Source organism: Parapedobacter sp. SGR-10 (assembly GCF_011030405.1).
Lineage (GTDB): Bacteria > Bacteroidota > Bacteroidia > Sphingobacteriales > Sphingobacteriaceae > Sphingobacterium.
Genome location: NZ_JAAJTJ010000004.1, coordinates 47,420 through 62,510, shown reverse-complemented (window position 1 = coordinate 62,510; position 15,091 = coordinate 47,420). Strand labels below are relative to the sequence as shown.

Sequence of the window (15,091 nt, the reverse complement as noted above, 5' to 3'; positions counted from 1 at the left end):
CTTCGTATTTAGAATAATTCTAGATTTGCAGCGTCGAAATTTATTTAGACTTGTTCTAAAGAATATTCGAAGATAAAATATTAATCTGAGATAATGAAACAATTTTACCTGGTGCTGTTGTTATTTATGTTTTCTCTGCCGGTATTTGCACAAAATATCTTCAGCATAAAGGGGAAAGTGCATAAGGAAAATGGGGAGCCGGTATCGCATGTAACTTTAAAAATCGAGGGGACTTCTCTGGAAACCGTATCCGATGAAAGGGGCCGGTACACCTTTGAGAATGTGCCTCAAGGCAAATACAATCTACTCGTATCCTCAGTGGAGATCCAACCGAAAAAACTGGCGCTCCAAGTCAACAAAAACTATCCTGATCTACATATACACATCAGTCCCAAAGGGGATCTGGCCTTGGACGAAGTACGGGTACAGCGCAATACCGTGAAGCGGGAGATGGAGACCAGCGGATTTGCCGTAGCCGTGATCGAGACCAAAGAGGCTTCTTTAAGGAACCTCACCACCAATGAACTTTTGGACCGTGCAGTAGGTGTAAGGGTAAGGCAAAATGGAGGAGAAGGAGCACCGATCGAATACAACCTTAACGGAATGTCCGGAAGTACTATCGGTATTTTTATCGATGGAATCGAAATATCGACTTACGGGTCTTCTTTCAATCTGAACAATATTCCTCCGGCCATGATCGAGCGTATCGAGGTCTACAAAGGTGTCCTTCCGGCACATCTGTCTGGCAATTATATTGGCGGGGCGATCAACGTCATTATGAAAAAAGATGCTTCGGCCAATAATATTACCACCGCGGTTTCGTATGGATCATTCAATACGTATCGAGCAGACATAGGTGGACTATATCGTAATCAAAAAAACGGGTTAACAGCGCGTGTATCTGGATTTTACAGCCATTCCGACAATAACTACGAAATGTGGGGTAAGTTCTCCAAATATACGTTGTCAACGGGACGTGTCGAACGGTATAACAGAACCCGTCGTCCAAATGATAAGTTTGAAACGGTAGGCGGACGTTTTGAATTTGGTTTTACAGATGTGAAATGGGCCGATCAGTTTTTCTTGGGGTATAATATTTCGGATTCTTATAAAGAAATTCCACACGGACTAACAATGACAAAGCCCTATCTCGGTCGGTTTAACGAGTATCAGGCAAATGTCCTCAGTTTGAATTACAATAAACGTGACCTGCTGATAAAAGGTTTGTCGCTCAATGTCAATGCGGTACACAGCATGCGTAACACCTATCTGCAAGATACAGTCAGTCAAAAGTACAATTGGAGTAAAGAAGGTAGCGGCAGTGATCAATTAGAATTGATATTGGCTCCGCCAAATTCGGAGGGAGAAGTCAAACCTTATCCACATCAACCCGGCAAAGGACAGCAGGATGATGCTGTAATGTTGGATAGTTACCGGACAATTACAAATATTCGTTCGAACTTATCGTATACACTTTTTTCTGGTCATCGGATCTCATTAAATCATAAGCTGGAAAATTCGGGTAGAGACGATAAAGATCTGTTGAGGCCCGATCGTAGTAAATGGATCACCCAAAACGATGTCTTGACCAATATCTGGGCGATGAATTATGAGTTTGAGGCATTAAACAGGAAATTGAAAACGAATATATTCGGCAAACATGCCACTATTAAAACTACACAAAACAAACCTATCCGTGAAGTAAACGGTGTGATGGAGTACGAAAGACCTGTCAGCGAGAGAAGCAATCAAGGGTTTGGCGGTACCATTTCGTATCAGGCTATACAAGACGGCTTTATTATCCTGTCTGCAGAGAAGTCATTCATTATGCCGACCGACCGTCACATCTACGGAGAACCCGAAAACAACTTATTGCCCAACACCGATATTTTACCCGAATTGGCCATCAATTATAACTTAGGTGGAAGATACGGAATATCCCATACAGACAAACACAAAATCAATCTATACGGTAATTTTTTCTGGCGTAATGGCTATGATAAAATCACCTTACAAACTCGTGTCGATCCTGTCATAGAAGGACGGGAAGCACAGGTAGAAGATATACAGGTATCGCAATATGTCAACCTTTCTAAGACACAGTCTATCGGTTTTGAAGGCGAGATCAATTATATCTATGACAATAAGCTAAATGCGATGCTCAATTTTTCCAAATTCAACTCCTTATTTAAAGTAGCATTGGATGAAATAGGAAATCCACATAGCTTATACGATATGCAGATCCCGAATGAGCCTTTCTTCACGATAAATGCCAATATTCAATACAGATTGGACAATATTTTCCAACAAAAATCAGTATTGAATTTATATTACAATACAGGCTATGTAGCACCATTTAATACAATCTGGTTTGATTCGGATTGGTTCACGACACCTACACAATTTTCACATGACATAGGCGCGAGCTACCGATTCCCAAGTAGCAAGTTGGTAGTGAGTGCAGATGCCAAAAACATTTTGAACGCAGAGATGTACGACAACTTTGGTGTTCAAAAACCAGGAAGAGCTTTTTATATTAAATTAAATTACACAATAAATAATTTTAACAAATAACAAGATGAAAAATAGTTTTTTAAAAACAGTGCTATTTGGCTCCGCATTAGCTATGGGAACCTTGGTTGGGTGTAACAAGGATAATGGACCAGATACTATTCCTCCCTCCGGACCGGACATCTGGGACAGACAATATATCACACTGACAGCAACATTCCCAGATGATGAAGGAACTGCCGGAAATGGAGGCACAAGAGCGTATGCTATCACGCCTGAACAAGCGGCTAACCCTAATTTTGAAGTAGACGCATTAGGCAAAGGCTATACATTGCGGTCGCAACGTACAGCACGTGTACAAGGTTCAAAAAATGGCAACTTCCTCTACAACATTCAGTATGTAGGTAATGATGGTGGTATCTTTAACAAATACCGTGTGAATGGTGCTGCTGCATTTGAAGATACACGTGAAGAATTGGATACTGAACCTATTCTGGGTACTGCACCTCGTTGGGTCGTGGCAGCTGAGGGAATAGGTATCGGTGTATATGCCTCTTCCAAGATTGAAGCTAGCGGAGAAGGTGCCGATGCTGATTTTATTAATGTGAAAAGCACAGCATCAATTGCCGTTCTGAATCTGGACAATCCTGAAATAACTCGTCAAACACAAAATTTCACTATTCCTTTTACACCGGAACAAACACTCGACGGTTATCAAATCGGCCGTATAGATGTACCTGTGCTTAATGCCGCAAAAACTAAAATTTTTATTGGGTGTAACCTAACAAGAACGGATGTGACCAAAAAGTCTACATTGAACAGCCAAGGAAATCAGGCTTGGTCAACTGCTACAAATCAATTAGGTACAGCTACATTGGTGGTAGATTATCCTTCATTAACTAACCCTAAATTGATATATTCGTCAAATAGTATCGTCAATAATCACTCTTACCGTACAATGACCCAACATTTGGCTGAGGATGGTTATATTTATCAGGCTACAGCTAATTCCGGTTCACAAATTTTGCGTATCGATGGTGCTACCGGTCAATATGATAACACCTACAACTTTGATCTGAAAACGGATCTTGGCGGTGGCAGCAACATTTCTATCAGAGCATGGAGATATATCAAAGATGGAGAGGGCATCGTATTGTATACGATCACAGGAACAAACGGTGGTTTTGTCGCCCATGTGGATCTGAACAGTAGAACAGCTACAAAGCTGACAGGGTTTGACAACGAAACAGATTCCGGGTTTTCCGGACTTACTGCTGCACAAAACGGTGGTACAGCTTTGACAGGTACGTTTGCCCAATTCCAAAATATTGGTGTTGTCGGAAATAAAGCATACATCCCGTTGACACCGAACGGAAAAGATGGCAACCTATATATCATCGATGTGCCAACAAAAACCGTCACTAAAGGTGCTAAATTAAAAAACGCTTCCGGTAGTTTCTACTTGGGAGCTTACTAAGAACAGCTCACAAAAAAAGACATCCGAAGTTTGCGAAAAACTTCAGATGTCTTTTTTTCCCTCTTACCGCAAAATATCCCCTTGAAGGGTAACAGTCTTGGTATAAGGGCTGGCATAGCGATCCACTAAGACCATAAACTCATACCGAGTCACCTTACGCTCGGGATCATACACACCTTCAAATTTCAATTTCTTTGTCCAGTCTTTCTGCACCTGATCATCTACTTCCTTGCCTCGGAAAGATACAAACTTGACTAATGACAATACATCTTTTAAAGCAAAATAATCAGTCGCATTATCTGCAAACCACAACTGGCTTCGGGAATACAAACGGTTAAAAATAATTTTGACACTTTCTACCTGTACACTATCTCCCCTATCGAATAGCAAATTGTCTTCCTTACCTTCCAGTATCGTGGCCAGATAGCACCTTTGAACAGCTCCATAATGTGTATCCTGTTGAGAAACATCTTTCCAGGGCAACAGTCTTGCTCTAAAGCTCATCAACTCCGTCTGCAGCTTACGTACATCCACCTTATCTGCCGTAGTCTTGAAAAAAGCACAATACGCCGCTACAGCACCTACTGCCTGTCCCACATGTGCCCGAAAAGGGATACTTTCTGCTCCTTCGGTAGCCGGTACAAGTGCGTGTACAAAAAAAAGCTCATGAAAACTTTGATCCAGTACATCTTTTGCCAATACAGTATAATCTGTTCCCTCATATGATCCTAATGCTACCGTCGTTCGGATCTGTTCCGGAGTCAACATCTCCGTTTTCTGAAGGGTCACTTCTGCTACAGAAAATGCATCCTTTACGATCTTGGTACCCAATTCGCCCCCGGAAGAAGCATCCACGACCGCACGGACCTCATATTTCTTATTGTTTCCTAACACAACCGTCCACCCTCGTTTATTACGGGTCAACGAGGTTATGTTTTCATTACGGAGTACGGTCAATTGCTGTTGCTCATCGAGCATCCGTTGTATTGCATTCAACATCAAAGTCGGTGTAATATTCATCTTGATCTCCCCAGCCAAGGAATCACTCGAACCCTTATGCTGTGCCGATGCCATCAAAATATCCATCCAGATACCACCGTCCAGGCCTTGATTGCTCGTGATCTTCAAAGGCTTTAAGGTCAGTTCCTCCACCAACGTATGACCGTTCATGACCCACAGTGTAGGCACATTGGACCGTGCTCCCTGCATAGCAGCTGTAAAAGCTTCAATACCCGAACCATAAACAAGCAAAGCAGGCTTCACTTCTTTTGCCGACAAGGACATTTTTCCGAAAAACAACACCAAAAAGAAAGCTATTCTAGATATTTTCATATCCGAATATACGGATTTTTTAAGCGTAACGCTACTGCGCCGTATTTCAAATTGTCGCACAATAAAATGAATCTATGTAGGGGCAAATAATTATTTGCCCTAATGAGGGCGAAAGATATTTCGCCCTACAACAGTTTAAAAAAAACATTTAAGCAAAATAACGCAATCGTTTTCGTTACCTACTCTATTGCAAATCAAGCACATTATCTATATGTTTGGTTATGTATTGAGTTTTACTTATATATAAAAACCTACTATCCATGAGAATCTGTCTTCTGTTATTTTCTGTATTCGTATGTTATCTATCCACTACTGCGCAAGTCCGTGAGCTGGCAGATCCTAAAGTGTCTGTGACAAACATCAATACAAAAAAATCATTCCGTGCATTGAGTTTTATAGATACCGAATTCAGTTTATCCAAATATGTCCCACCGACAAGTGCACAAGTACAAGGCACATGGACAACCAAAGGTTGGAAAAACGAAACCATACATACACAACTGGCATTTGTTTCCAACCTGAACACAAATGCCGGAGTATCGGTTCAGTTAAAAGTCAGCTCTCTAAAATCCGGTAAGCACGAAATTTCCACAGAACATATCAAATTCAGTCCCATTACCTTCGTCATGACTGATCATCCGGGAGACTTGAAAAAAGGATGTGGTATAAAACATGTATTGGATTCCTTTTTGGTAGCTGATCGGATCGACAATACAACATCATTCTACCATACCGCCGGAGAAACCCGCCCGCTCTGGCTCAGTGTGCACATTCCTTCACAGGCTGCGGCAGGAAAATACCAAGGAGAAGTGATTGCAGAATATAGCATTGGCACCGCCAGGCACGTTTACAGGCTTCCCTATACCGTGACGGTCAGCGAACACACCTTGCCCGATCCAAAAGATTGGCACTTTCATCTGGATTTATGGCAAAATCCATATGCGTCGGCCAGATATTTCAATATGACTCCACTTTCTGACGAACATCTGGCCACTATCAAACCACACTACCAAATACTGGCCAATACCGGACAAAAATCCATTACAGCCACATTGATCTATGACCCCTGGAACAGTCAAACACACGACGTGTACGACAGTATGGTCAAGTGGGTCAGAACCAAAGACGGTTCCTGGAAATTTGATTATACAAACTTTGATAAATGGGTACGGTACATGCACGAACTGGGCATTCAAAAGTTTATCAACTGCTATAGCATGATCCCCTGGAACCTGTCATTCTACTACTACGACGAGGCTTCTGCAAAAACAGAGGTGCTCAAAGCAAAACCCGGCACAACAGAATATGAACAGCATTGGCTACCTTTTCTGAAAGACTTTGCGCAGCATCTCAAGAAAAACGGTTGGTTCGGAAAAACCACTATCGCTATGGACGAACGCCCGATGAAAGACATGTTAGCCGCCATCCAGGTTATTAAAAAAGCAGACAAAGATTTCAATATATCGCTGGCTGGAACATACCACGACGAATTGGCGATGGAACTTATAGACTATTGTATCACCTTGAACGAGGACATGCCCGAAAACATATTGGCTCAACGGAAAGCAAAAGGCTTCACTACGACCATGTACACCTGCTGTACCGAGATCTTCCCCAATACCTTTACGAACTCCGGTTATAGCGAAGCTGTATGGTTAGGCTGGAACACCGTCGAGAGAGGTTTTGACGGGTATCTGCGATGGGCATATGATTGCTGGAATGCAAACCCCAATCAGGATACCCGGTTTGGGTCTTGGCTGGGAGGAGATACTTATCTGGTATACCCCAATAACACGACGAGCATCCGCTTCGAAAGACTGCGTGAAGGCATACAAGACGTGGAAAAGATCAGAATCATCCGTCATAAGCTAACGGCAGAAGGCAAAACAGAAGCGCTCAACACGCTCAATCAACATATCCAAAACTTCAGTAACAAAAATATTAAACGGGAAATGATTCCAAACCACGTGAAAAATGCGAAAAAATTCCTAAATTCACTGTGACAAAAGATTAAAAAAACATGAGAAAAACTATTTTATCTATTGCCGCAGCAGCCGCTTTTTTTATCGGGGTACAAACTGTCAACGCACAAGTAAAACTTCCGGCAGCAAGCAGTACACAGACCATTACCCAGGCTTTGGGTATTAAAAACGTGACCCTCACGTATCAAAGACCCAATGCCAATGACCGTGTCATATTCGGAGGATTGGTTCCGTATGGTCAGGTATGGCGTACAGGAGCAAATAACATCCCTAATCTGACATTCGAAGACGAGGTAACCATCGAAGGTCACAAAGTTCCTGCCGGAACATATGGTCTGTTTACCGTTCCGGACAAAGCCGAATGGACGATCATCCTGAGCAAAAACCCAAAACAATGGGGTGCTTATCAGTACAAAGACGCAGATGATCTGTTGCGCTTTAAGGTCAAACCGCAAACCTTGGCCAATAAGGTAGAAACCTTTACGATGAGCTTTGAAGATGTCACGACCAAATCTGCCAAAATCGTGCTGGCTTGGGAAAAAACAAAAGTAGATTTTAACATTGCCGTAGACCAATCCAAAGAGATACTGGCCAGTATCGATGCTGCCATGCAAGGCGAGAAGAAGCCTTATTTCCAAGCAGCTCAATATTATTTCAACAATGATTTGGACATCAAGAAATCCGCAGAGTGGGTCAAATTGGCTGATGAAGGCAATACTTCAGCACCGCATATCAAATATTGGAAAGCCCGGATCTTGGCAAAGGCAGGAGATAGCCCAGGAGCAAAACAAGCCGCGCAAGAAGGCTTGGCCATGGCTGAAAAAGCAAACAATCAGGAATACGTAAAATTAAATTCACAAGTGCTGAAAGAGATTAAATAATTTTTATCGTAGAGACGCAATGCATTGCGTCTCTACTACAATTCCTCCTTCAATATTTTCTCCAGTTCCTCCGGACTGAGGTTCATATTCACATTTCCATCCTTGGCAAAAGATATCTCGCCTGTTTCTTCAGAAACAATCACCGCCACAGCTTCCGACACCTCTGTCACTCCTATCGCCGCCCTATGGCGAAGTCCAAACTGGGGGGGAAGATCCTCACTATCCGACAAAGGCAGAACGCAACTGGCCGTCATGACCCTGAAATCCACAATGACCACGGCTCCATCATGCAATGGACTATTTTTAAAAAATATACTTTCCAATAGACGCTTGGACAACGGAGCATCGATATATTCGCCACTTGTCTGGTAATATTCCTCATCGAAGTATTTGGAAAACACCAGCAACGCACCCGTTCTGGATTTGGACATAGATCGGCAGGCTTCTATAATGGGCTTGATCTGTTCGGCATGATCCTGCGTGGCTGTTTTTTTAGCCCCGAGGAATGTCCAGAAAAATTTCTTTCGACGTATGGAAATGTTCTTACCTATATGCAATAAGAAACGCCGTATTTCCTGTTGGAACACCACAATCAACGCAATGGAACCTACTGAAATGAATCCGCCAAATATCTCCGTCAGCAATCGCATCTCCAGCTGTTTGACGACCAGATAAATACCATAAAATAGTCCTACCCCCAACAAGATATTGACAGCAATCGTCCCTTTGATCAGACTATAGATATAATAGATAATAATGGACACCAAAAGGACATCAAAAAAGTCCTTCCATCCAAAACCTGTACCAAAAGAAAACAAACTGTCCATACGTATGCAATTTAGGAAAAAATAAGTAGGCTCGAAAAATTTTTCGCCTCTACATTTTATTATCTTTGTATTATTCAATTCAAAGAGCATGACCAAATTATCTGTCAACATCAATAAGATAGCTACCCTTCGCAATTCCAGAGGTGGAAATGTACCGAACGTCTTGGCGGCGGCATTGGCCTGTGAGCGTTTTGGAGCACAAGGCATCACCGTCCACCCCCGACCCGATGAAAGGCATATCCGCTATCAGGATGTCTATGACCTCAAGGCCAATATCACGACCGAATTCAACATCGAGGGCAACTGTCAGGAACAGAAATTTGTAGATCTTGTATTGGCCAATCGACCCACGCAGGTCACTTTAGTACCCGATGCGCTTGGACAGATCACCTCCAACCATGGCTGGGATACCTTAAAGCACAAAGATTATCTCAAAGAAATGGTCAAAATATTCCACGATCAAGGCATTCGGGTATCCATATTCGTCGATCCTGACGAGCAGATGGTCGAAGGTGCGGCCGAGACAGGCACAGACCGTATCGAGCTCTACACAGAAGCCTATGCAACAGAATATGGTTATGATAAGGAAAAAGCAATAGCACCCTATTTCAAAGCAGCTGTGAAAGCTCGGGAAGTAGGCTTGGGATTGAATGCGGGACATGACCTGGACCTGCACAATCTAGCATACTTCAACCAAAACATACCCGGTTTGCTGGAAGTCAGCATAGGGCACGCCCTCATAGCCGATGCTTTATACTTAGGGTTGGAGGAAACGATCAAAAGGTATTTGGCCGCGCTGAAAGCGTAATGAGTATTGCGTATTGAGACATAAATAAGCTAAAATCTCAATACGCTATACTCAATACTAATTAATCCCCTTAAAAACTCTATTCCAACGGACCTTTGACAAGAAGCTACCGTCCTTGTCCCAACTCATCCAGGTAAATAAGGCCTTACCGACGATATGATCTTCCGGCACAAAACCCCAATTGCGTGAATCCAAGGAGTTGTGCCTATTATCACCCATCATCCAATAATAGTTCATTTTGAACGTATAGGAGTTTGTTTTCTGGCCATTGATATAGATATCTTCCCCTTTCTTCTCTAGCGTATTACCTTCATATACGGTAATAGCACGTTGATACAAAGGCAGTGTCACACTATCCAGTTCCACCGTCCAATCCTTTGCCGGAATCTTGATCGGACCAAAATTATCAAAGTTCCAAGGGAAGTTTTTGCGATGCGGAAACGTGTTATCCCCAATTTCATCTACATTTTGGACTATTTCTACCACTTTTTTTACATTCGACCAGCTTTTCACACGTTCTGCTTCCCCGGCTGTAATATGTAAGACATACAGGCCTTCGGCCGGATTGGTATATAGCTCATCCTTCTCAAAGCGGTTGTCCACAAGAATATTGGGAGATAGTCCGTACGGATCGGTGTACACGACATACGAAGTCTGCATCTCAGGCGGTACAAATCCCCTCTCTCCGTTGACAAACAGCTGCGCATTTTGCATTTCAATCACATCGCCCGGTACACCCACACACCTTTTGATATAGTTCTCGCGCTTGTCTATAGGCCTCGTAATGATGGTGTAGTGCGCATGTACAGATTCTTTCCCCATCGCTTCTACAAAATCATAGTATGTACGTGCTTCATTTTCCTTGACCACAGTATCTCCTGCCGGAAAATTGAAAACCACGACATCATTTCGCTTAATTTCCTGAAAGCCGGGTAATCTCTTGTAAGGGAGCTGTATAAGCTCCGAATACGCTTTGCCTCCCGTCACCGGCATCGTATGATGTGCAAAAGGGAAAGCCAACGGCGTGTTCGGAATACGAGGCCCATAATTTAGCTTACTGACAAACAAAAAATCACCAACCAACAAGGTTCTTTCCATCGATCCCGTTGGAATCATGTAGGCTTCCAAAATAAACCCACGTATCAAAGAAGCAGCTACTGTAGCAAAAATGATCGCGTCAGCCCATTCCCGCGTCACAGACTTCTTGTACGGATACTTCTTCTTAAACTCTTCCGAGTTGGTCTGGCCCAAATATTTCACCTGTGGATCCCTACCCCACATCGGCAATACGATAAACGGTACCAATACGGCAGCGGCATTTTCCCAAAAGCGCTGTTTGCCAAAAGATTTGACAAAGTCCAGATAAAAACCGTAGAAAATAAAAATGTTGACAATGGGAACCAATAACCATACGATCCACCAGGCAGGCCGTCCCACCAACTGTGCCATGACATATTCCCTGTAAAACGGAATAATGGCCTCCCAACCTTGTTTGCCAGCTTTTCTAAACAGCAACCAAAGGCCGTATAAAGATACGATCGTCAGAATCGCAAAAATAATATACCACATGTATTGAAAAGTAAAAATTAAAAAATAGGAGTAAGGATAAAAGAACAAGGAGTAAGGACTTCCTAAATAGTCTTTCATCTTTGTTCCATTGTCCTTTCTCCCTTATCTATTAAAATCAAATATCTCGGTCACCTGATAAAACCCTTTTTTACCATGCAGCCATTCTGCGGCCACCACAGCACCCAATGCAAACCCTTCCCTATTATGTGCCGTATGTTTGAATTCTATCTGATCTACTTCCGAACTGTACAGCACCGTATGTGTACCCGGCACCTCCTCGATCCGCAAACTCTCGATCAGCAACTCGTCTGGCTTGGCAATGATCTCTTGATCACTACCGACTAGATCATTGACCCACGAAGTCTTCGAATCGATGTTTTCAAGGATCCCTTCGGCAATCGTAATCGCCGTACCGCTAGGTGCATCCAACTTGTGGATATGGTGTATCTCCTCTACCTGTACCTCATATTGCTTATAGGGAGCAATGGCCTTGGCCAACATTTTGTTGATATGGAAAAAGATGTTGACACCAATACTAAAATTAGAGCCATACAACAGCGATTGCCCGTCTTCCAAACAAGTTTCCTTGATTTCTTCCAAATGATTGTACCAACCCGTCGTACCCACGACGATAGGCAGATTGGCATCAAAACAAAGATTGATATTTTCCAAGGCAGCATGAGGTGTACTAAAGTCTATGGCGATATCACCTACCGTCAAACTATCCGCATCGATCTCCGCTCGATTATGCTCATCCACGATCAAGACGACTTCATGACCTCTTTTGATAGCAAACTTCTCTATCAGTTGGCCCATTTTGCCGTATCCGAGTAAGATTATTTTCATGTTGAAACTTATTTATGCGTAAAGGTACACTAATTTAGCTATTTAACCCATTGTTCATTATGTACGTTTTTTTGTCATCCCCGAATACTTTCGGAGCAGGCTCTGACGAAGGAAGCCTGCCTGACGGTAGTCAAGAATCTATAAACCATATAGCAAATAGATGCTTTGGTACCCTCAGCATGACAATATAGCGGCTTCATTTGATAATGCCAACAGGTTTATTTAATATTCATCGTCAACCTTATACCCGGAACAAACGAGCGATTCATCGCTGCCGTCATACCAAAACTATTCGCTACAGGAACAGCAGTCGGCACTACTTTGACCGTCAGATCGTCGCCTATATCGTATCTGTACTTCAAAATCGAAGTTGTATAAGCCTCTACAACATTCAGTCCCCACCAACCTATCGTCGCCAAGATGGTCAAATCCCGGTTTCGACGGCCATAATCCTTCTGGCGTATCAAATAGTCCAACTGGTCAATACCCATCAGGTCAGGGTCTTCCTTCATCCCGTTATTGTTGATACGATGGGCTGCCTCATCCCCAAATTTCCGATAATACCACTGCCAATAGTCAAAGATAATACCAGCACTGATAAAGCCTCCGTAGATGACCGGTACCTTGATCCACCACGCACCTCCATTGGTGTACTGCCCCCAACCGGGTACGATCAGCGACCTCTTCCAAGCTATTCTGGAAAGGTGTTCGATGGCCAAACGGGTTGAATCTTTTCGTATATCCTTGTAATAATATTTTTCACGTTCTTTTTCCGCCTTCTCCCGTTCCCTTCTCTCCTTCCGGGTCTCCTTCTTTACAGTATCCTGTGCATTCGTTAGTGTATCCTGCCCGGTCGTATCTTGTATGTTCAGTCCTTTCCGAATGTCCGTTTCTGCTTGGGATGTATCCGCATGCTGCCGGATAGTATCTGGCTCTTGCGCTTTTACATGCAGAAAGGCACAAAAAACAAAAAGAAAGACAAACAAAACTTTCATTACCAATCCAACAGTTCTAAGATGCGGCTCAAATCATCTTCGGATTCGAAAGGTATCTCTATAGCTCCTTTGCCTTTACTATTTTTGATGTTCAAGCGTACACGGGTAGAAAATTTAGAAGCCAGATCATCCTCGATTTTCTGATACTGAAAGTCCAGTTGTTTTCCGACATTTTGGTTTTTCTTTGGTTTGGTCTGCTGTTGGATATTGCGCACCAATATCTCGGCCATACGTACGGACAAACCTTTGTCGATTATTTCTTGAAAAACAAATAACTGTTTGTCTATTTCGCCGACATTGATCAACGCCCTTGCATGCCCCATCGTGATCTGTCCATCCCGAATCCCCGCCTGAATGACAGGTGGCAATTTCAGCAATCTCAGGTAATTTGTGATGGTAGACCTGTTTTTGCTCACACGCTCTCCCAGCTCTTCCTGCTTCAGATTACATTCCTCGATCATCCGCTGGAAACTCAAAGCAACCTCGATCGCATTCAGGTTCTCCCGCTGGATATTCTCGATAAGAGCCATCTCCAACATTTGTTGGTCATTGGCTGTACGGACATAAGCAGGTATTTCGGTGATATTGGCCAACTTTGATGCACGGAGACGACGCTCTCCACTGATGAGCTGGTATTGGTTTTTGCCGACCTGCCGTACGGTAATAGGCTGTATAAGTCCTTGTAAACGGATGGATTCGGACAACTCGCGCAGGGCGTCCTCATCAAAATCTGTCCGGGGCTGGAAAGGGTTGACAGCGATATGTTCAATCTTGATAAAATTAATACTACCTACTGAACCTGGAGCCGTGCCTTCCACGCCTTTCTGTGCTGCACCGCTAGAGGACGACATTTTCAGATCATCCTGCAACAATGCGCCCAAACCTTTTCCCAGTCCTGTTTTTCGTTGTAATGCTGCCATATATTACCCTATCACTTGTTCCTTATTCTGTTCGACCAACCCGTTTTTCTGCAAGATCTCCCTCGCCAGATTCAAATAATTGATAGCCCCTTTGCAGGAAGCATCGTGCATGATGACAGAGATCCCAAAACTTGGAGCCTCGCTCAATCGGGTATTGCGTTGGATAATCGTATCAAACACCAATTCGTTGAAATGCGTGCGTACCTCTTCGACTACCTGGTTCGATAGTCTCAACCGTACGTCATACATCGTCAACAATATACCTTCGATCTCCAGATCGGTATTCAGTCTGTTTTGTACAATTTTGATCGTATTCAAGAGCTTACCCAATCCTTCCAATGCAAAGTACTCACATTGCACCGGAATAATGACCGAGTCCGAAGCCGTCAGTGCATTGATCGTGATCAGCCCCAGAGAAGGCGAGCAATCGATAATAATAAAATCGTACTCTTCCTTGAGCGGTGCTAGCATTTTCTTCATCTTGAACTCACGCTCATTGAGATTGATCATCTCAATCTCCGCACCGACAAGGTCAATATGGGCTGGCAATAAATCCAAGTTGGGCGTGTCTGTAGACTGTATAGCATCTTTGGGATCTAAATCATTGACCAGACATTCGTACACGCTTGCCTTGATCGTCCGTGGGTCAAAGCCTATACCCGAAGTCGAATTAGCCTGCGGATCCGCATCCACCAACAGTGTCTTATATTCCAGCACAGCCAGACTCGCTGCCAGATTAATCGACGTTGTTGTCTTTCCTACACCACCTTTTTGATTTGCTATCGCAATAATTTTTCCCATGAGATTACGATCCTTTTCTGTATTCGTTTTATTCTGAAACTTCCACCAAATTTACATTCAGACGATAAACAAAATGCTTAAATGATGTTAAAATTACTATTTTTGAAAAATTTTCGAGCCATCTATCACTCAGGATGCTAAG

Annotated in this window: 12 protein-coding genes; 5 read left to right on the top strand and 7 right to left on the bottom strand. The window is 43.1% G+C overall.

Annotation, left to right across the window (positions count from 1 at the left end):
* Window positions 1-93 precede the first annotated feature (93 nt).
* Window positions 94-2,574, top strand: coding sequence for a TonB-dependent receptor (locus G5B00_RS05210; protein WP_163872210.1), 2,481 nt, complete (start codon window positions 94-96; stop codon window positions 2,572-2,574).
* Between the two features lie 4 nt (window positions 2,575-2,578).
* Window positions 2,579-3,988 (top strand): hypothetical protein, encoded by a 1,410-nt coding sequence (locus G5B00_RS05205; protein ID WP_163872209.1) that lies wholly within the window; start codon window positions 2,579-2,581, stop codon window positions 3,986-3,988.
* A gap of 63 nt (window positions 3,989-4,051) precedes the next feature.
* On the opposite strand, the gene G5B00_RS05200 is transcribed toward G5B00_RS05205, so the two are convergent.
* A complete protein-coding gene (locus G5B00_RS05200; RefSeq protein ID WP_163872208.1) occupies window positions 4,052-5,320 on the bottom strand; it encodes an FAD-dependent oxidoreductase in 1,269 nt (422 codons plus the stop codon).
* Between the two features lie 260 nt (window positions 5,321-5,580).
* On the opposite strand from G5B00_RS05200, the gene G5B00_RS05195 reads away from it, so the two are divergent.
* Complete coding sequence (locus G5B00_RS05195; protein ID WP_163872207.1) at window positions 5,581-7,323, top strand: DUF4091 domain-containing protein; 1,743 nt, start codon at window positions 5,581-5,583, stop codon at window positions 7,321-7,323.
* A gap of 17 nt (window positions 7,324-7,340) precedes the next feature.
* Window positions 7,341-8,183, top strand: a complete 843-nt coding sequence (locus G5B00_RS05190) for a DUF2911 domain-containing protein (RefSeq protein WP_163872206.1) — start codon at window positions 7,341-7,343, stop codon at window positions 8,181-8,183.
* A 35-nt stretch (window positions 8,184-8,218) separates the two neighbouring features.
* On the opposite strand, the gene cdaA is transcribed toward G5B00_RS05190, so the two are convergent.
* Complete coding sequence (cdaA, locus tag G5B00_RS05185; RefSeq protein ID WP_163872205.1) at window positions 8,219-9,010, bottom strand: diadenylate cyclase CdaA; 792 nt, start codon at window positions 9,008-9,010, stop codon at window positions 8,219-8,221.
* Window positions 9,011-9,098: 88 nt separating this feature from the next.
* Here cdaA and G5B00_RS05180 point away from each other — a divergent pair, with 88 nt between their 5' ends.
* Entirely contained in the window at window positions 9,099-9,818 is a 720-nt protein-coding gene (locus G5B00_RS05180; protein ID WP_163872204.1) for a pyridoxine 5'-phosphate synthase, read from the top strand.
* Window positions 9,819-9,875: 57 nt separating this feature from the next.
* Here the strand turns inward: G5B00_RS05180 and lepB are convergent, their stop codons facing one another.
* From lepB to G5B00_RS05155, 5 genes are all read right to left on the bottom strand, one after another.
* The gene (gene lepB / locus G5B00_RS05175) at window positions 9,876-11,387 is read right to left on the bottom strand and encodes a signal peptidase I (protein ID WP_163872203.1); all 1,512 of its coding nucleotides are present in this window, start codon (window positions 11,385-11,387) and stop codon (window positions 9,876-9,878) included.
* Window positions 11,388-11,489: 102 nt separating this feature from the next.
* A complete protein-coding gene (gene dapB / locus G5B00_RS05170; protein ID WP_163872202.1) occupies window positions 11,490-12,233 on the bottom strand; it encodes a 4-hydroxy-tetrahydrodipicolinate reductase in 744 nt (247 codons plus the stop codon).
* A 218-nt stretch (window positions 12,234-12,451) separates the two neighbouring features.
* The gene (locus G5B00_RS05165; protein ID WP_163872201.1) at window positions 12,452-13,228 is read right to left on the bottom strand and encodes a DUF5683 domain-containing protein; all 777 of its coding nucleotides are present in this window, start codon (window positions 13,226-13,228) and stop codon (window positions 12,452-12,454) included.
* Entirely contained in the window at window positions 13,228-14,148 is a 921-nt protein-coding gene (locus G5B00_RS05160) for a ParB/RepB/Spo0J family partition protein (protein ID WP_163872200.1), read from the bottom strand. Before G5B00_RS05160 ends, G5B00_RS05165 begins: the two co-directional genes overlap by 1 nt.
* Window positions 14,149-14,151: 3 nt before the next feature.
* Window positions 14,152-14,949: a ParA family protein gene (locus G5B00_RS05155; RefSeq protein WP_163872199.1), complete on the bottom strand. Its 798-nt coding sequence runs from the start codon at window positions 14,947-14,949 to the stop codon at window positions 14,152-14,154.
* Window positions 14,950-15,091 lie beyond the last annotated feature (142 nt).